Here is a 17,166-nt window from a genome sequence, read left to right as displayed (position 1 = left end):
CTAACTCCTAACGCACTTTAGCCATATTCGGGAAAGTACGTTGAACGCGCTCAGGTAAACGGCGGACAAGCAACCAAGCCACAATGGCTGAAATTATTTTATCCGCAATATTAGCGCCTAAAACGGTGATAGCCACAGACTCTAATAAGTTTTCACCAACAGCATGGAAATAGGCTACAAAAAAGTCTGCGCCACTACCGGTGGTACCTGCAAATAAGTAGGTACGAATAGGCACGGCAACGATCATCAGTGCGATAGTGATCACCACACCCGATAAAATCACGCGAGGTAGAGTACGAAAACCGCCAGCGCGTGCCAGTAAACCAGCACTTAAGCCGATCATCATCGCCACAGGCGCAAATGCCGCCGCGATAGGGCCTGTTAAAAGGCCCCAAAGCAAGTTAGTCGCTAAGCCACTAAAGATAGCCGCCCAAGGACCTGCGAGCAGTGCACAGATAATAGTGCCGATAGAATCAAGGAAGATAGGCAGTTTTAACATGGAACTTAATTGCCCAACCACCATGTTGATTGCAATAGAAAAAACAATTAAAGCCAATGTTCGGCTGGAGATTATTGACGAGTTTGCCATGAATGAAATATCCCTAATAAGTTGTAAAATAAAGCCAGAATAAAAATCAAAATAGAACGAAAATTAACGAGAGGTGATGACCAATTCTTCATATCCTGAGAGCGCGCAGGGCTCGCGGGTAAAGGTTTTATTTTCCAGTTCGCCAATAATCAATTCGAGGGTGGTTCTGACGGTGCAACCCGGCATCATATGTCCACCGCTCATTTGCCCGTTTTCATCGGAAACGGCCAAATGCAGATGTTCACCCTGGGCATCAAGGGTGCCTATCAGTGACACAACTTCAAACTTACCAGAAGTAAGATGGGTATTTTCTTGCCCAGCAAAACGCAAGGCGACATCGGTCAAGCTACCTACGCAGCCAGCAATAAATGCAGCTTGCAACTGATGATGTTTGACCTGTTGTCGTAAGGTAAGAATGACATCTTCCCCTGGACGTAGACGCAGTGCGATAAAGTGAGCGTTTGAGTAAGTGGTTAAATCGTGAGACATAGCCGAGATCCTAGTGAATCGTATTTATAGATTACGGCAATCTATTATACGAATAGATAACTTGCTGTCTGGGAAAGAGATTTTTTTCAGTTTTTTTTAGTGAAACACTCTGTATCTTAAAAAATATTGATCAAGAAGGTCGGAATAGTGGGCGAAAAAACAATGTGGAGTCTCGAATATTCTGATTATTTAACTTAAGTTTTATTAGGGTTCCGTGAATGAAGGAGAGCCTATTGTCTAAGATAAACTTTTTTCAGATAAACTATAGAAAATAGCGTTTAAAGGTGAAGGATGATTTGCCTCTTCAACGCGAGATCAATAACATACTAACTCAATTGACACGGTGGAACTGTGTTGCCGCAATGCATTTATTTTACAGGGGAAAAATTATGAGCCAAGTGGATCCTACACTGATCATTTTGCTGGTATTGGCAGGATTAGGCATTATCAGCCACAACATGACAGTGACGTTAGCCATGCTATTTTTGCTGGTGGTGCGGATCACGCCGCTGAATAATTTCTTCCCTTGGGTCGAAAAATATGGGTTAACCATCGGAATTTTAATCTTGACGATAGGTGTCATGGCGCCTATTGCGAGCGGAAAAATCTCAGCGAATGATGTATTAAGCTCCTTTTTGAATTGGAAATCATTATTGGCAATCGTGATTGGAATATTGGTTTCTTGGCTAGGAAGTCGGGGTGTTGCACTGATGGGAAGCCAGCCTTCCACGGTGGCAGGGTTATTGGTGGGTACGGTGATTGGCGTTGCCTTATTCCGAGGCGTCCCTGTTGGACCATTGATCGCCGCAGGTATTCTGTCATTACTTATTGGTAAATAGTCACTTTGGCGATGAAAAATTCATTACAAGCGATTGTTGAGCAGCTACATCATACCGGTTTCCGCCGCCTGCTGGTTTTATCTGGGGAGCATGAGTGGGTCACAACTGTGCTTCAGGAGTTTCAAGGTTTCTTAGCGGGGGATTGGCTCTGTATTTCATCCGAACTACCCGATAGCATGCCCCCTGAAAAAGCCCAATTACTGCTTGGTCGTGAATTTACTCATGGTATTTTTGATGCGCGTAAAGGGTTACATAGCGAGGCGCTGGCTATCTTAGCGGGAACCTTAAAAGCTGGAAGCTTGTTAGTACTTTGCACACCGCCACAATCCCGATGGGCGCAGCAAAATGATATGGATAGTGTGAGATGGAATGAGCAATTTGGTGAAATCCCCACACCGAATTTTGTGCATCATTTGCAACGTACTTTCCGGAATTGCTCTGATGTGCTGTTTATTGATCAACAGCTTGAGGAACAAAAACAGCCGCACGGACTGAATTTGCTACCCGATCACCCCAAATGGATACCCCCCTCGGGACTGCCGACAGAGCAGCAACAAGATGCGCTTGGACAACTGCTGTCCGCAAAAAACGGAATATGGGGCTTAATCGCTCCTCGTGGACGGGGTAAGTCCACGGTTGCGGGAATGTTGATAAAGGCGTGGAAAGGTGTGTGTTGGTGTTGTGCGCCAGCGAAAGTGACCACCAGCCTGATTGCCGAATATGCTCAGCATGAACTCAAATTTTGGGCACCTGATGCGCTTTTGCATTATTGCCAATCTGGGCAGCAAATTGAGGCTGATTGGCTAATTATTGATGAAGCTGCCGCCATTCCCTCCCATATTCTGCGGCAGATTATCGTCTTTTTCCCACGGGTACTCATGACCACGACGGTGGAAGGTTATGAAGGTACGGGGCGTGGATTTATGATGAAATTTTGTGATAGCCTCGAAAATTTCACCTCGTTGTCGCTCACTCAGCCGATTCGCTTTGCAGAACATGACCCGCTCGAAAGGGTGATTAACCAAAGTTTATTATTGGAAAGCGCTACTTCGACGAAGGCTGTGTCAGAGCCGATTATCCTCAAGCCACTTAGCCAGCAGCAACTGGCTAATGATCCTAAACAGCTTCATGCATTTTACGGTTTATTGACCGCGGCACATTATCGAACCTCGCCGTTGGATTTACGCCGATTATTGGATGCACAGCACCAGCATTTTGCCGTTGCAAATCATCATAATCAGGATGTTGGCGGCGCTGTATGGATGGTGGATGAAGGTGGTTTAGATGAAAAACTGAGCTGGAAAATTTGGGCAGGACAACGGCGACCACGGGGAAATCTGGTTGCTCAATCCCTCGCAGCGCATTGCTATTTTCCTCAAGCCCCGAGGTTACGTTCTCGCAGAGTGATGCGCATTGCCGTAAATGCTGAATATCGTCGCCAAAAAATTGGCTACCGGTTATTAGAATTGCAAATTGGACAAGGCATTCAGGACGGTTTAGATTTCCTATCGGTCAGCTTTGGTTTAACCCCAGAGTTATTGGCTTTTTGGCAATCATCAGGGTTCCAAATCGTGCGAATTGGACGGCATGTTGAGGGGAGTAGTGGCTGTTTCACTGCGATGGCGGTGTTGCCATTATCCGTAGAAGCGCAGTCAATTTGCTATTTAGGGCAACAGCGATTGCAGCGAGATTTATTCTGGCGTCAGGATCTGAATGAATTTAGTCTGAAAAGCACATCTGAGCAGCACCTTGATGATGGAGATTGGCTAGAATTGGTTGGCTTTAGCGACTACCACCGTTCGTTAGCCGCAAGTGAGCCGTCATTACAGCGTTTTTTAGCGGTTTTACAGCAACAACATTCGGCTGAAATAACAGGCTCTGCCCTTGGGGGCTATTTTCATCAAGGGCTATCTGTTGAATGTATTGCTATGCAACTCGGGTTAGCAGGGCAAAAACAGTGGTTAAAACGCGCAAGAGCCGAAGTCACGCAGTGGCTGAATAACTATTACCCTGAAGAGGTGAAAAGTTTAAGGCAACAAATTAGTGTTTTTTGTCTTTAGGCCAGTCGTCATCTTCATCGTCCCACAGGTGATTATTATCTTTGTGAGGCGGAATATCTGGTTTGTCATCTAAATACTTTTTGGGGTCGAGTCGCATCATCTCTTTGACTGAGTTCCAAATGACCCCGACTAATAACAGTAGGATGACCCACCAGTAATCGGCTAACCAATGCATATTTGCCTTCTTATTTTAATCATAATAATGTGTAGCCCTGCCCAAATGATGTAGTTGGTAGGCTTTAGTGGGGTCATTTAACCATGTTTTTTGTTGTAACGGGAGAGCCTGAATGAATATAAAGAAAATCATATTCATTACAGTAGGGTGGATTGCTGTTGGCTTAGCTTTTCTTGGTGCTATTTTACCAGTCATGCCAACGACCTGCTTTTTATTATTGGCGGCATGGTGTTTTTCGCGTTCTTCTCCACGCTTCCATAATTGGTTGTTATATCGCTCATGGTTTGGCGGGTATTTGCGTCACTGGCAAGCGCACCGTGCGCTACCAAAAGGTGTAAAACCAAAAGCCATGACGTTGATCGTTATTACGTTTGCCTTTTCGATTTGGGTGGTTAGTTATGGTTGGCTAAAAATTGGGTTATTTTTAGGGATGTGCTGGTTGCTGATTTTTATGTACCGTTTGCCTGTCGTCGATGTGTCAAATTCGGATCAGAATAACGAAGGTTTGTAATCAGGAAAGCTGTCACTCAGCAAGAGACTGAGTGACATATAAATCATTCAGGCACTTTAATATAGCGGTTAAAAACATACTCAAGGTTATCTAATAACCAGGTCTTTCCACTAATATCTTCTTCGGTTAGCACTTGCCTAACAATTTTTGGCGTCAATAGCTGTTCAGCTTCATGTGACAATGGCCAATAACTAATATGCCAAGGTTCTTCCGCAACACCAGCATTGGTTGCGGTGAAAGGGCGGTAGAAATCAAAGGTGGCCATATTGTCGGTTAACCAGTGATTAAGCTCAGCAAAATAGCCCCCTTCTTGATATTCCCAAGGCTCTAATTGCAAGGTTTGCCCCGCAGGAATACGTAGCGGGTCGTAAACATCAATCTCAGTTCCCCAGTGGTGACGGCTTGCCCCTGGTAGCGCAGACCAATGCAAAATCGCCTCACATAATTCCCCTTCCGTTAATGTTGAAATATCTAACGGCTGGCTATGGGTATCAAGAACTGGGCGTTTGCCAGCAAATTTTTCATTCCAAATAATTTGTTGGCGAGCAAAATCACGAAAAGCACTGGCGGATTGTAGCTTAAACCCTGCGCGTGCGGCAGCTTGCTGCATGGCAAGAAACGCTTTAGTGGTATTAAACTGTAGGCGATGATTACCGCCCAAAGTTACTAAATGGTCGGTGGAGCGCCCAGTCAACATTTCGATGGAGAGAGTCATAGTAATAGTAGTTCCATGATGCGTTCGTAGATAACGGCAAGCTGTTGCAAATCATCGACGTTAACGCACTCATCCACTTTATGGATCGTCGCATTCAAAGGGCCGAGTTCGATAACATGGGTTCCCATTTGGGCGATGAAACGTCCGTCAGAGGTACCGCCACTGGTGGATAAGGTGGTGGCACGTCCTGTCACTTCCTGAATGGCTTGCACCGTTGCACTCACTAATTCGCTGTCACCCGTCAAGAATGGTTGACCCGATAAGAACCAATCTAAATGATAATTCAGTCCGTGGCGCTCTAACATGTCTGTCACGCGTTCGCGGATCATGGTATCGGTCAGTTCGGTGCTAAAACGGAAATTAAATTGCACTTTTAGCTCACCGGGGATGACGTTATCGGCGCCAGTACCCGCATTGATATTGGCGATTTGCATGCTGGTAGCCGGGAAATATTGGTTGCCATCATCCCATTTAGTGGAGACTAACTCTTGTAGAAAACCGGTTGCACGATGTACTGGGTTATCAGCAAGATGTGGGTAGGCAACGTGCCCTTGAGTACCCAAAATAGTTAAGTGTGCGGTGATAGAGCCGCGACGACCATTCTTAATGATGTCACCAAGTACAGACTGGCTGGATGGTTCTCCCACTAAGCAGTAATCGACTGGCTCATTGCGGGCTTGTAACGTCTCTACCACTTTTACGGTGCCATGGGTCGCTTTCGCTTCCTCGTCAGAGGTAATTAAAAATGCCAGACGACCAGTATGGTTAGGGTGTTTTTCTACAAAGCGCTCGGCGGCAACCACCATGGCGGCAATGGAGCCTTTCATGTCGGCAGCACCACGACCGTATAAATGTTGGTTAATAATTGTTGGGGTAAATGGCGGAGTTTGCCATTTACTGTGATCGCCTGCAGGGACGACATCGGTATGACCCGCAAAGGCGAGGGTTTTGCCATTATTGCCACGGTGAGCCCAAAAATTGAGAGTATCCCCAAATGGCATTTTTTCCACCGTAAAGCCGATTTTATTCAAACGTTCGATGAGTAAATCTTGGCAACCTTGGTCATCCGGGCTGATAGAGGGACGGGCGATAAGTTGTTTTGCAAGTTCAATGACAGGGCAGTTCATTGAGTCACCTTTTATTGTGTGAATTTTTTGTAGTCGTCGGCGTTAAACCCGACAAGGTAATGACCATTAGCAGAAACAAGAACAGGGCGCTTGATCATCGCAGGTTCAGCCAGTAAGACTTTTTTCGCGCTATCAGCATCGACAACTGCATTTTTCTCTTCATCGCTGAGCTTACGCCAAGTTGTACCGCGTTTATTCACCAAGGTTTCCCAATCGATGTGTTGCAAAAATGTAGAAAGGAGTTCATCAGTGATGCCATCAACACGGTAATCATGGAATTGGTAGCTAACTGCGTTATCGTCTAAGTAACGGCGAGCTTTCTTAATGGTATCGCAGTTTTTAATTCCGTACATGATATAAGGAGATGCAGGGGTGTTGGACATATGATTTTCCTCTAATGGCGAACAATGTATGCCCTACATAATGCGGGAAAATGCAATTATGGTCTACCCCTTTGAATCGAAAAGATTTATTAATCTAACAAGCGATTTAATAATAACTAAGGCAGAGTCAATATTCATAATATTATATATAAATAATAAAATAATTAATTTAGGAAACTTACGTTAATTAAATTAAATCAGATGAAATTATTTTGAACGCATGTATATTAAACTGGCTTCTAAACGAGATCGAACTCGTAATTTCTTTAAGATATTTCGGATGTGAACTTTAACGGTTTCTTCAGAAATAAATAATAGTTGAGAGATTTCTCTGTTTTTTAATCCAGCTGCCATTTCGTGCAATATTTCGCATTCACGGCGAGTTAATGTGGAAAGTGGATCTTTGGATTGATGCCGGGTAATCAGATGCTGATAAACTTTTTCGCTAAATACATGGTGTCCTTCCATCGCTTTTTTCATACTATTAAGCAGCATATCGAGTTCGCTATTTTTTAATAAATAACCTTGAGCACCTGCATCGATAGCGGCGTAGATATCGGTTTTCATCGTTGAGAGTGAAAGAACCAGCAAATAACTATTAGCGCAATGCTTACGTAGTAATCGAATCGTCTCGAATGTTTTATTACCATGAAGAATAGTATCTATCAGTATCATATTGGGTTGTTTGCTGGTGGCGATATTCAGCGCTTCTTTGCTATTTGAAACCTCCGCCATTACGTCAAAGTCAGCTTTTGATTTTAATAAATGAGATAGTCCAAAACGAAAGATAGGATGTTCATCGATAATCATAACCGTGTGATTAGACATAGTGGGTTCCTTTTTTATGTCTGACAACTTATTAGATTAACTAGAATTGATATAGTTAAAATATAATATATTTAAGATTACATGAAATCATTATTCTTAATTGATGAATTAATTAGCTGTATAAAAGCATGAATAATGGAAGCGAAAACTATGAAGCTGGGTATATTTAAGGCTAAAAAGAAACGAGCTTTCGAATAATACATTAATTTCAAAAAAATAATAACTAAGATTGAAAAAAATTAAAGTGATTTAAAAAATGATATGAATAAAAATAATAACAATATTGTGTATCTCTAGAAATTCACCATTGTATTTTTGTGGCAAATCCGTGTAAATTCCTTGTAAATGAAAGATTTTTCTGGAAATCATAGGCGTGATCATGATTTGCTAACAAGATGTGTTTATACTGTGATGGCTCTTACCTTACCAAATTTTGAAAGGACTTGATGATGGATGATAAATTAAAACAAAGTGCTCTCGATTTTCATGAGTTTCCTCATCCTGGGAAAATTACTGTAACACCAACCAAACCATTAACCACGCAACGTGACCTAGCTTTAGCGTATTCCCCAGGCGTTGCGGTACCTTGCCTAGAAATCGCAGAAGAACCTCTAAAAGCGTATCGTTATACAGCGAAAGGTAACCTTGTGGGTGTTATCTCTAATGGTACTGCGGTACTAGGCTTAGGGAACATCGGTGCATTGGCAGGTAAACCTGTCATGGAAGGGAAAGGGGTACTATTTAAGAAATTCTCGGGTATTGATGTTTTCGATATTGAAGTCGATGAAACCGATCCTGATAAACTGATTGATATCATCGCGTCGCTGGAACCAACATTCGGCGGTATCAACCTCGAAGATATTAAAGCACCAGAGTGCTTCTATATTGAACAAAAATTACGTGAACGCATGAATATTCCTGTGTTCCATGACGACCAACACGGAACCGCAATTATCTGTACCGCGGCGGTGATTAACGGTCTGCGCATTGTTAAAAAAGAAATTGGCGATGTTCGTTTAGTTGTATCCGGTGCGGGTGCCGCATCGATTGCTTGTATGAACTTATTAGTGGCGTTAGGATTAAAGCGCGAAAATATCACTGTTTGCGATTCAAAAGGGGTGATTTATAAAGGTCGTGATGAGCGAATGGATGCGACTAAAGCCGCGTATGCCATTGACGATAACGGTCAACGCACATTAGCGGATGCTATTCCTGATGCTGACATTTTCTTAGGTTGTTCAGGCCCTCGCGTGTTAACACCAGAAATGGTGAAAACCATGGCAAAAGACCCACTAATCTTAGCATTAGCTAACCCTGAGCCAGAAATTCTGCCACCATTAGCGAAAGAAGTTCGCCCAGATGCCATTATCTGTACAGGTCGTTCAGACTACCCGAACCAAGTTAACAACGTTCTGTGCTTCCCATTCATCTTCCGTGGCGCGCTGGATGTGGGCGCAACAACAATCAACGAAGAGATGAAACTGGCTTGTGTTTACGCTATCGCGGACTTAGCGCTGGCGGAGCAAAGTGAAGAAGTTGCATCAGCGTACGGTAACCAAGATTTATTCTTTGGCCCTGAATATATCATTCCAAAACCATTTGACCCGCGCCTTATCGTGAAAATTGCGCCAGCAGTGGCAAAAGCGGCAATGGAGTCAGGTGTGGCGACACGTCCAATCACGGATATGGATGCGTATGTTGAAAAACTGAATCAGTTTGTTCATAAAACAAACTTATTTATGAAGCCAATTTTCTCTCAAGCGAAAAAAGAGCTAAAACGCATCGTATTAGCGGAAGGGGAAGAAGAGCGCGTATTACACGCAACTCAAGAGCTGGTTTCCCTTGGTTTAGCATTCCCTATTCTGGTTGGCCGTCCTAGCGTAATTGAAATGCGTATCCAAAAACTGGGTCTACATATTGAGCTAGGTAAAGACTTTGAAGTGGTCAACAATGAAAATGACCCACGCTTTAAAGAGTACTGGCAAGAATATTATCAAATCATGAAACGTCGTGGTGTTTCTCAAGAAATGGCGCGTCGCGCATTAGTTGCTAACCCAACGATTATCGGCGGTATCATGGTTCTGCGTGGTGAAGCGGATGGGATGATCTGTGGTTCAATCGGTAGCTACAGTGAACACTACCAAGTCGTCAAAGACCTGTTCGGTTTCCGCGAAGGTGCGCATACTGCTGGGGCAATGAATGCCTTGTTACTACCAACTGGTAATACCTTTATTGCCGATACTTATGTGAACGAAGATCCAACGCCAGAAGAGTTAGCGGAAATCACGTTAATGGCAGCGGATACGGTTCGTCGATTTGGTATTGAGCCTAAAGTGGCGCTGTTATCTCGCTCAAGCTTTGGTTCTTCAGATTGTGGTTCAGCACAAAAAATGCGCGATACACTGGCATTAGTGAAAGCACGTGAGCCAAACTTGGAAATTGACGGTGAGATGCATGCGGATGCGGCGTTGATTGAGTCAATCCGTAAAGATGTGATGCCAGATAGCCCACTGAAAGGTTCAGCAAACTTACTGATTATGCCAAATATGGAAGCGGCGCGTATTAGCTATAACTTGCTGCGCGTGACAAGTTCTGATGGTGTCACCGTGGGGCCTGTGCTAATGGGGGTGGCAAAACCTGTCCACGTCTTAACGCCAATCGCGTCTGTTCGCCGTATTGTCAACATGGTAGCGTTAGCGGCAGTGGAAGCTCAAACGAACCCACTGTAATTAGCATCATTATAATAGTTTCTCGAATGATTGATTAATCATCGAGTTCCGCATAAAGACTTCCATTGTGGTTAATGGGAGTCTTTTTTATTTGAAAATGATTATCATTATCTGTATTTTGAATGGCTTCAAAGTCACTATATGGAAAAGATAATGATATCAGCACGTTCTTTGAATTATTTAACGAAAAAAACATCACTGTTGAGTTTAGGGATGCTTTTCGTTTTGAGTTTCACACAGTTAGGATGTACCTCGCAAACACCAAAACCTGTTCAGCAATTGGATCCCCAACTCACACAAGCTGGCAAAATTATTGATTTAGATTCAGGCAAGTCCATCACGCCACAACAGTTAATTCAAGAACTTGCAGCTTCACCTCGCGTCATTGTCGGGGAAAAGCACGACAATATTTACCATCATCAAATCGAGCAATGGGTTGCCCAAGAAATGCAGCAAATACGCCCGCAAGGTGCGGTGCTTTTAGAGATGCTCACGCCAGATCAACAAAGCCGAGTTAACAATGTTCAAAAACAGATGCAGGGAAATCCGTATATTCGAGATGAAAAACTGCAAGAGGTTTTACATTGGAATAATGGTTGGCCGTGGGCGCAATATGGGGAACTCGTGAAGTATTTACTGGCTCAGCAATCCCCGGTTTTAGCAGCAAATATTAATCGAGATGCTGTGCTGAAGGCTTATGACAACCCACCTACGCTTACAGGAACACATTCAACGCAACTCGTTATTCAGGAACTGATCAGCGAAACCATTAAGCGCTCACACAATGGTGAGTTGGATGATAAACAAGCGAAAAAGATGATGGTGATCCAGCAGTTAAGAGATAGAGCGATGGCTCAAGGATTATTGGATGCTCCAGCACCTGCATTGTTATTTGCAGGCGGTTATCATGCAACGCGAGCGATTGGTGTACCGTTACATGTGCTCGATTTAGCGCCAGATGAGCCATTGAAAGTATTGATTATTTCGGAGCAAGGCGAGGAAATCGATAACTTGCATGCAGATTATGTGTGGTATACGCCGAAATAATTAACAAGTACGAGCAATATGATGATTTAAACTCGTTAATTTTGTGAAGTAATCATCACATTTATTTACAAATAATTTCCATTTGCATTCGTTATTAATTATCATTTGCAACTCTGTAAAAGCACGTAAGATGATTATGAGCACAATAACGTTTGAAAGTGGATATGTGAATCGAACCTCCAAAATGGGCGGGTGGCTGGTTTTAGCCGTGGCACTGCATATTGCCATTGTGGGATTTTTTATCTGGATAACACACAATGCGCGATGGGTGGAGTCACTGCCGCCCCCTTCAGTGGTGATGGAATTATCTATCGAAGCACAAGCCAAACAATTAACGGAAGTGAATATTGGTCAAACTCAAGAGCTGGCTGTGGCGAGTGAATCCCATAAAGCGCAAGCAGAGGACGCCATTATTCCCCCATTGCCTGTTAATGAGCAAGCGGAAGTGCAACTGACGAAAACAACGGCGAAAAAACCAAAGCCCGAGTTAAAAAAACAGAAACAAGAGCAGCAGCAAGTGAAGAAGGTGCAAACCACAGATTCGAAAGCCAGCGATGCGCCAGTGACCAGCGATGCGGCGGCACTCGTCCAAAGCCAGCAAATTGCTGCGGAACTTAATAGCCAGTCCGAAGCCCTCGATAGCCTTCAAAAACAGTGGGAAGCGATGGTGCTTGGAAGATTGAATAAATATAAACGTTACCCTGAAGATGCAGGAAGGCGTAACCGCGTGGGTAAACCAGTAGTGATGTTTACGGTAGATAGCCAAGGTTTTTTGCTTGATAGTAGTTTAGTGAACTCATCAGGCACACGTTCTTTAGACAAAGAAGCCCAGCAGGTGTTATCTCGCGCGGCGCCGTTACCCGTACCGCCAGCAGAAATTCTCAAGAATGGACGGATAACAGTCAGGTTACCTATTGATTTTACTCTTAATGATAAATAAATTGGACTCACCATGTGTCATAAAGCCATACATAATAAAACCATGCGTAATAGAATTACCACTTATTGCGTGGTCACACTACTTGGGTTATATGCGGCCAGCAGTGCTGCGGAGGACAAAATGCTAGCACCAATAGCGAAAAAACAGCCCCACACTATGACTATCCATGGGGATCAGCGCGTCGATAACTATTATTGGTTAAGAGACGATAACCGTGAAGCCCCAGAGGTCCTTGAATATCTGAATCAAGAAAATGCCTATACCACGCAGCAGCTTGAATTGGGTGAGCCATTAAAACAGGAAATTTACGACGAATTATTATCCCGCGTAAAGCAAGATGATGAGTCGGTACCATACAACTACAATGGCTATACATACCGTTCTCGCGTTGTTGCGGGTAAAAACTATTCCATTTATGAAAGGCGCCCAATTAATAGTGATGGCGAATGGACAGTTTTGGTTGATGGTAACCAACGCGCGGAAGGTACTGAATATTACCGAATGGGGGCGCTAGCCATTTCCCCAGATAACACCACGATCGCGATTGCTGAAGACCGCCAAGGTCGTAATGATTATGCGGTTTCGTTCCGTAAAGTTGATGATGCAAAGTGGCAAGAAAATGTCCTGACTAACACCTCAGGCAATATTGTGTGGGCAAATGATAACAGCACACTGTTTTATGTTAATAAAGATAAACAAACACTGCTGCCTTATCAAGTGGTTAAGCACCAATATGGAACAGCCCAATCGGCTGATAAATTGGTGTATGAAGAGAAAGATGATACTTACTATGTCAGTTTAGCGAAATCCACCTCCAAAGATTATATTCTGATTGGGATCACCAGCACCGAAACCTCAGAATATCGTCTTTTGGATGCAAACCAACCTGAACGTGATGCGATAGTGTTACAACCTCGCAAAACAGGTATCGAATATTACCCTGATCATTTTAACGGCAAATTCTATATTCGCTCTAATCATCAGCATCCATTATTCGGACTGTATATTGCGGATAACGCCTCGGCACCGTGGGTGAGTTTTATCGCGCCTCGTGATGATGTCGACCTTGAAGATTTTGCGTTATTTAATAACTGGTTGGTGATTGAAGAGCGCCAAAACGGCTTAGTGAACATTCGACAAATTAGTTGGTTAACCCACAAAGAGCATTCTGTCAGCTTTGATGACCCAGCTTACATGGCTTGGATTGGCAACAACCCAGAGCCAGATACGGATAAATTACGCTACGGCTACTCCTCCATGACAACACCATCATCGGTGTATGAAATTAATATGCTGACTCAAGAAAAACAGCTATTAAAACAAGAGGAAGTGAAGGGTTTCAATAAAGCGAATTATCAAAGTGAACGTATTTGGGTCACTGCCCAAGATGGGGTGAAAGTACCGGTTTCATTGGTTTACCGTAAAGATAGTTTCAAACAAGGTAAAAATCCACTTCTGGTCTACGGCTACGGCGCCTATGGATATGGTATCGATCCGTCATTCAGTTCTTCTCGCTTATCCTTGCTTGACCGTGGATTTGTGTATGCTATTGCCCATATTCGTGGCGGTGGGGACTTAGGAAAGAATTGGTATATTCAGGGTAAAACTGTCCATAAAATGAATACCTTTACGGACTTCATTGATGCGACTAACGCGTTATTGGCACAAGGCTATGGGGAAAAAGGCCATGTCTATGCCATGGGCGGTAGCGCTGGCGGCTTGCTGATGGGTGCTGTTGTCAATATGGCTCCTGATCTGTATGAAGGTGTTGTTTCTGCGGTGCCATTTGTTGATGTTGTCACGACCATGCTTGACCCTTCAATTCCACTGACTACAGGGGAATATGATGAGTGGGGTAATCCAGAGAATGAGGAAGATTACTGGCGCATTAAAGCCTATAGCCCGTATGACAATATCAAAACCCAGCACTATCCGCATATTTTGGTCACCACAGGGCTGCATGATTCTCAAGTACAATATTGGGAGCCTGCAAAATGGGTGGCAAAACTGCGAGAGCTGAAACAAGGCAATTCTTTATTGTTATTAGAAACCAATATGAATGCTGGACACGGTGGAAAATCAGGTCGCTTTAATGCCTTGGATGATATTGCGAGAGAATATAGCTTTATTCTGATGTTAGAAAACAAAGCAAAATATTTTCCAGATTTAAAATAGCGTTACTCATAATAAGTAACCAAAATAAGGTTACCAAGGATTAGTTGTGGAGCTATAAAAACTTGCAACTAATCCTATTCGCAGAAAACATATTTATTCTGCGTTTGCAATGTGAGCGACTGTTTTATCAGTACGTTTACAGGAATGGTTTAATGAATAATAAAATAATAATCATGGTAGCTGGGACTATTTCCGCAGGCTTCCACGGCTTCGCTTTGTCTGAAAACACACAGCAGACAAATAAACAGAAAGATGATGTGGTTAATTTTAGCCAATTAAAAGTGTCGGGCGCGCAAAAGCAAACGCCGTTGGTCAAAGCATTGGAAAAACCAGGCGCCTATAGCGCAGTCGGCACCGAAAATAAATTGCAATCCATGGATAAAATTATCCGTTCGATGCCCGGAACCTATACCCAAATGGATGCGAGCCAAGGCACCATCAACGTGAATATTCGCGGGTTGAGTGGCTTTGGGCGCGTAAACATGATGGTGGATGGTGTCACACAAAGCTATTACGGAATATCGCCAAGTAAATTCACTCACGGTATGCAGCCGAGTAATGACTTTGGTTCACTTATTGACCCTAATTTTATTGTGGCGGTTGAGGTAGAAAAGGGGCAATTGAATGGCAGCAACAGTGTTAACGCCTTAGCGGGAAGTGCCAACTTTAGAACCTTATCTATTGATGATGTGATTTTCAAAGATAATTTGTGGGGAGTACGTAGCAAAGGGAGCTGGGGAGATAATGGACTTGGCTATAACGGCATGGTTTCGGTTGCGGGAAAAACGTTATTAAATGAGGGTGATGGTTATTTTGGCGGCTTAATTGCGGTGAGTGGGCACAATATCCCGGGCAGTTATAAAAATGGTGATGGGTTTGATACCGATGAATTTGCAACGGATCCGACATTCAAACAAAAACCGCAATCTCAATTAACTAAATTAAAATATAAACCGAATGATAGCCATGAAGTCGAATTCAGTGGCCGATTTTTACAAAATAAATTAACCAGCCGTAAGATTAATAGCGAAGATTATTACCTTAAATATAAATACACGCCAATCAACGAATTGATTGATGTGGAAGTGCTGGCGAGTCATGGATTTAATACCCAAAAATTCCAAGGTGAACCAATTGGTGGTGCATTAAAAGACGCCGAGTCAGAGAATAAATCTGACAGTATTAATATTTCCAATACCAGCCGTTTTTCTTATGGTGACACTGATTTTAAGTGGCAGGTTGGTTCGAAATTAATGAAGACTAAATACCAAAAAATAACAAAACCGGTAGAAGATCCAAACACAATAATTTATAACCCATTTTCACCAAGTGGGACACAAGATATTGCCAGCCTGTATACCCAGTTTGAAGCGAGCTATGATATTTACACCGCAACGTTTGACCTTAACTATCTGAATTATCGCGTTCAGGGCTATAAACCAGCTTGTGATGAGACGGAAAAGTGCTTCCCTCAAGAAGCCAGTACGTTAAATCTGCGTGAAAGTGGTATTAACCCCGGGGTGCTAGTTTCTGCACAAATTATTCCTGAATTTCAGCCTTTTGTGAGTTACGCGCACTCAATGAGAGCACCAAACTCTCAGGAAGCTTTTTTCTCTCAAAATGGTGGTCAGAGTATGAATCCATTCCTAAAAGGAGAAAAGTCGAAAACTTGGCAGGTAGGTTTTAATAGTTTTAAGCCAGACTTAATTGTAGAAGGTGATCAGTTCAACCTGAAAGCGCTGTGGTTCCATACACATATCAAAGACTACATCACGAGTAAGTCTTTCCTGCTATGTCGTGCAAACTCTCAGGAAGAGTTTGATTGGTGTTTAATTAATGATGATGTGTGGGATAAAGAAAATCCGGATATTTTCCAACGCGCAGATATGTATGTGAACGATCCTCGCGATGTTAATTTACGGGGTTATGAGCTACAAGCAAACTACGATGCAGGGGTATTTTACTCCATGGTTTCTTACACCCAAGAATCTGGCAAACAACCCGTGTCAATCAACAGTACATCGGTATTTAGTGCAGGGGACTTTACCCAATTACCTGAATATTATGTGACTTTAGATTCCGGTGTTCGTCTGTTTGATGAAAAACTGACTCTCGGCTCAGCCATTACATGGACGGGACCATCTAAACGTATCAGCCCAGTTCCTGACGGTGACATGAACGGGGATGCGATGACGGAAAAGTATGAAAAACAGCCAACTATCGTTGACCTGTACGCAGACTATGAAATCAATAAACATTTCAAGTTAATGATGGCGATTAATAACCTCACTAATGAAAACTACACCGACGTGTTAAACCGTGCAAACTCTGGCGCAGTGATGGAAGAACGTGGCAGAAATAATGAAACGGGAAGAGGGCGCAGTTATATGATTGGCGGTCAAGTGCGCTTCTAATCAGGAAATTGCTAACGGAAAGCGTTTAGTATTATTTTTAGCCTTACTTACTAAGGAAGATTGATAGGCTTATTATCTAAACGCTTTCAATATTGGCTACGCCACTCTCAGTTTGTCCCTTTGGATTCATTACAATCAATAAATA

Annotated in this window: 15 protein-coding genes; 8 read left to right on the top strand and 7 right to left on the bottom strand. The window is 43.1% G+C overall.

Features of this window, described 5'->3' with window-relative positions; genetic code table 11:
• Positions 1–7: 7 nt before the first annotated feature.
• Positions 8–589 (bottom strand): membrane protein, encoded by a 582-nt coding sequence (locus tag PR799_RS08010; RefSeq protein ID WP_036953246.1) that lies wholly within the window; start codon positions 587–589, stop codon positions 8–10.
• Between the two features lie 63 nt (positions 590–652).
• A complete protein-coding gene (locus tag PR799_RS08005) occupies positions 653–1,078 on the bottom strand; it encodes a PPC domain-containing DNA-binding protein (protein WP_272521657.1) in 426 nt (141 codons plus the stop codon).
• A gap of 389 nt (positions 1,079–1,467) precedes the next feature.
• Here PR799_RS08005 and PR799_RS08000 point away from each other — a divergent pair, with 389 nt between their 5' ends.
• Positions 1,468–1,917, top strand: a complete 450-nt coding sequence (locus tag PR799_RS08000; RefSeq protein ID WP_154603652.1) for a DUF441 domain-containing protein — start codon at positions 1,468–1,470, stop codon at positions 1,915–1,917.
• Between the two features lie 11 nt (positions 1,918–1,928).
• Positions 1,929–3,977, top strand: coding sequence for a tRNA(Met) cytidine acetyltransferase TmcA (locus tag PR799_RS07995; RefSeq protein ID WP_272521656.1), 2,049 nt, complete (start codon positions 1,929–1,931; stop codon positions 3,975–3,977).
• Here PR799_RS07995 and PR799_RS07990 read toward each other — a convergent pair.
• On the bottom strand, positions 3,958–4,152 hold the full coding sequence (locus PR799_RS07990; RefSeq protein ID WP_272521655.1) for a YpfN family protein: 195 nt from the start codon (positions 4,150–4,152) through the stop codon (positions 3,958–3,960). The genes PR799_RS07995 and PR799_RS07990 overlap by 20 nt on opposite strands.
• 118 nt (positions 4,153–4,270) lie before the next feature.
• Here PR799_RS07990 and PR799_RS07985 point away from each other — a divergent pair, with 118 nt between their 5' ends.
• On the top strand, positions 4,271–4,663 hold the full coding sequence (locus tag PR799_RS07985; protein WP_272521776.1) for a DUF454 family protein: 393 nt from the start codon (positions 4,271–4,273) through the stop codon (positions 4,661–4,663).
• A gap of 43 nt (positions 4,664–4,706) precedes the next feature.
• Here PR799_RS07985 and PR799_RS07980 read toward each other — a convergent pair whose 3' ends face one another.
• The 4 genes from PR799_RS07980 to PR799_RS07965 all read right to left on the bottom strand — a co-directional run bounded on the left by PR799_RS07980 (position 4,707) and on the right by PR799_RS07965 (position 7,716).
• Complete coding sequence (locus PR799_RS07980; protein ID WP_154627084.1) at positions 4,707–5,378, bottom strand: M15 family metallopeptidase; 672 nt, start codon at positions 5,376–5,378, stop codon at positions 4,707–4,709.
• Positions 5,375–6,505, bottom strand: coding sequence for a succinyl-diaminopimelate desuccinylase (dapE, locus tag PR799_RS07975; protein WP_154627083.1), 1,131 nt, complete (start codon positions 6,503–6,505; stop codon positions 5,375–5,377). The genes PR799_RS07980 and dapE overlap by 4 nt, the downstream gene beginning before the upstream one ends.
• A gap of 11 nt (positions 6,506–6,516) precedes the next feature.
• Entirely contained in the window at positions 6,517–6,888 is a 372-nt protein-coding gene (locus PR799_RS07970; RefSeq protein ID WP_154627082.1) for an ArsC family reductase, read from the bottom strand.
• 207 nt (positions 6,889–7,095) lie between these two features.
• Complete coding sequence (locus tag PR799_RS07965) at positions 7,096–7,716, bottom strand: LuxR C-terminal-related transcriptional regulator (protein ID WP_154627081.1); 621 nt, start codon at positions 7,714–7,716, stop codon at positions 7,096–7,098.
• A 449-nt stretch (positions 7,717–8,165) separates the two neighbouring features.
• Here PR799_RS07965 and maeB point away from each other — a divergent pair, with 449 nt between their 5' ends.
• The 5 genes from maeB to PR799_RS07940 all read left to right on the top strand — a co-directional run bounded on the left by maeB (position 8,166) and on the right by PR799_RS07940 (position 17,021).
• Positions 8,166–10,445 (top strand): NADP-dependent oxaloacetate-decarboxylating malate dehydrogenase, encoded by a 2,280-nt coding sequence (gene maeB / locus PR799_RS07960; RefSeq protein ID WP_154627080.1) that lies wholly within the window; start codon positions 8,166–8,168, stop codon positions 10,443–10,445.
• 153 nt (positions 10,446–10,598) lie between these two features.
• Positions 10,599–11,492, top strand: coding sequence for a ChaN family lipoprotein (locus PR799_RS07955; RefSeq protein WP_230088580.1), 894 nt, complete (start codon positions 10,599–10,601; stop codon positions 11,490–11,492).
• A 136-nt stretch (positions 11,493–11,628) separates the two neighbouring features.
• A complete protein-coding gene (locus PR799_RS07950) occupies positions 11,629–12,432 on the top strand; it encodes an energy transducer TonB (protein WP_154627078.1) in 804 nt (267 codons plus the stop codon).
• Between the two features lie 42 nt (positions 12,433–12,474).
• Entirely contained in the window at positions 12,475–14,607 is a 2,133-nt protein-coding gene (locus tag PR799_RS07945) for a S9 family peptidase (protein WP_154627077.1), read from the top strand.
• A 152-nt stretch (positions 14,608–14,759) separates the two neighbouring features.
• Positions 14,760–17,021: a TonB-dependent receptor domain-containing protein gene (locus PR799_RS07940; RefSeq protein ID WP_272521654.1), complete on the top strand. Its 2,262-nt coding sequence runs from the start codon at positions 14,760–14,762 to the stop codon at positions 17,019–17,021.
• Positions 17,022–17,166 lie beyond the last annotated feature (145 nt).

Source organism: Providencia sp. PROV202 (assembly GCF_028479565.1).
GTDB classification, from domain to species: Bacteria; Pseudomonadota; Gammaproteobacteria; order Enterobacterales; family Enterobacteriaceae; genus Providencia; species Providencia zhijiangensis.
Note: the sequence above shows the minus strand (reverse complement) of the source record. Positions and strands in the feature narration are given on the sequence as shown.

What these genes read in the sequence shown, in the direction of transcription:
- PR799_RS08010 (WP_036953246.1), bottom strand. Translation starts at nt 589, where the DNA reads ATGGCAAACTCGTCAATAATCTCCAGCCGAACATTGGCTTTAATTGTT.
- PR799_RS08005 (WP_272521657.1), bottom strand. Translation starts at nt 1,078, where the DNA reads ATGTCTCACGATTTAACCACTTACTCAAACGCTCACTTTATCGCACTG.
- PR799_RS08000 (WP_154603652.1), top strand. Translation starts at nt 1,468, where the DNA reads ATGAGCCAAGTGGATCCTACACTGATCATTTTGCTGGTATTGGCAGGA.
- PR799_RS07995 (WP_272521656.1), top strand. Translation starts at nt 1,929, where the DNA reads ATGAAAAATTCATTACAAGCGATTGTTGAGCAGCTACATCATACCGGT.
- PR799_RS07990 (WP_272521655.1), bottom strand. Translation starts at nt 4,152, where the DNA reads ATGCATTGGTTAGCCGATTACTGGTGGGTCATCCTACTGTTATTAGTC.
- PR799_RS07980 (WP_154627084.1), bottom strand. Translation starts at nt 5,378, where the DNA reads ATGACTCTCTCCATCGAAATGTTGACTGGGCGCTCCACCGACCATTTA.
- dapE (WP_154627083.1), bottom strand. Translation starts at nt 6,505, where the DNA reads ATGAACTGCCCTGTCATTGAACTTGCAAAACAACTTATCGCCCGTCCC.
- PR799_RS07970 (WP_154627082.1), bottom strand. Translation starts at nt 6,888, where the DNA reads ATGTCCAACACCCCTGCATCTCCTTATATCATGTACGGAATTAAAAAC.
- PR799_RS07965 (WP_154627081.1), bottom strand. Translation starts at nt 7,716, where the DNA reads ATGTCTAATCACACGGTTATGATTATCGATGAACATCCTATCTTTCGT.
- maeB (WP_154627080.1), top strand. Translation starts at nt 8,166, where the DNA reads ATGGATGATAAATTAAAACAAAGTGCTCTCGATTTTCATGAGTTTCCT.
- PR799_RS07955 (WP_230088580.1), top strand. Translation starts at nt 10,599, where the DNA reads ATGATATCAGCACGTTCTTTGAATTATTTAACGAAAAAAACATCACTG.
- PR799_RS07950 (WP_154627078.1), top strand. Translation starts at nt 11,629, where the DNA reads ATGAGCACAATAACGTTTGAAAGTGGATATGTGAATCGAACCTCCAAA.
- PR799_RS07945 (WP_154627077.1), top strand. Translation starts at nt 12,475, where the DNA reads ATGCGTAATAGAATTACCACTTATTGCGTGGTCACACTACTTGGGTTA.
- PR799_RS07940 (WP_272521654.1), top strand. Translation starts at nt 14,760, where the DNA reads ATGAATAATAAAATAATAATCATGGTAGCTGGGACTATTTCCGCAGGC.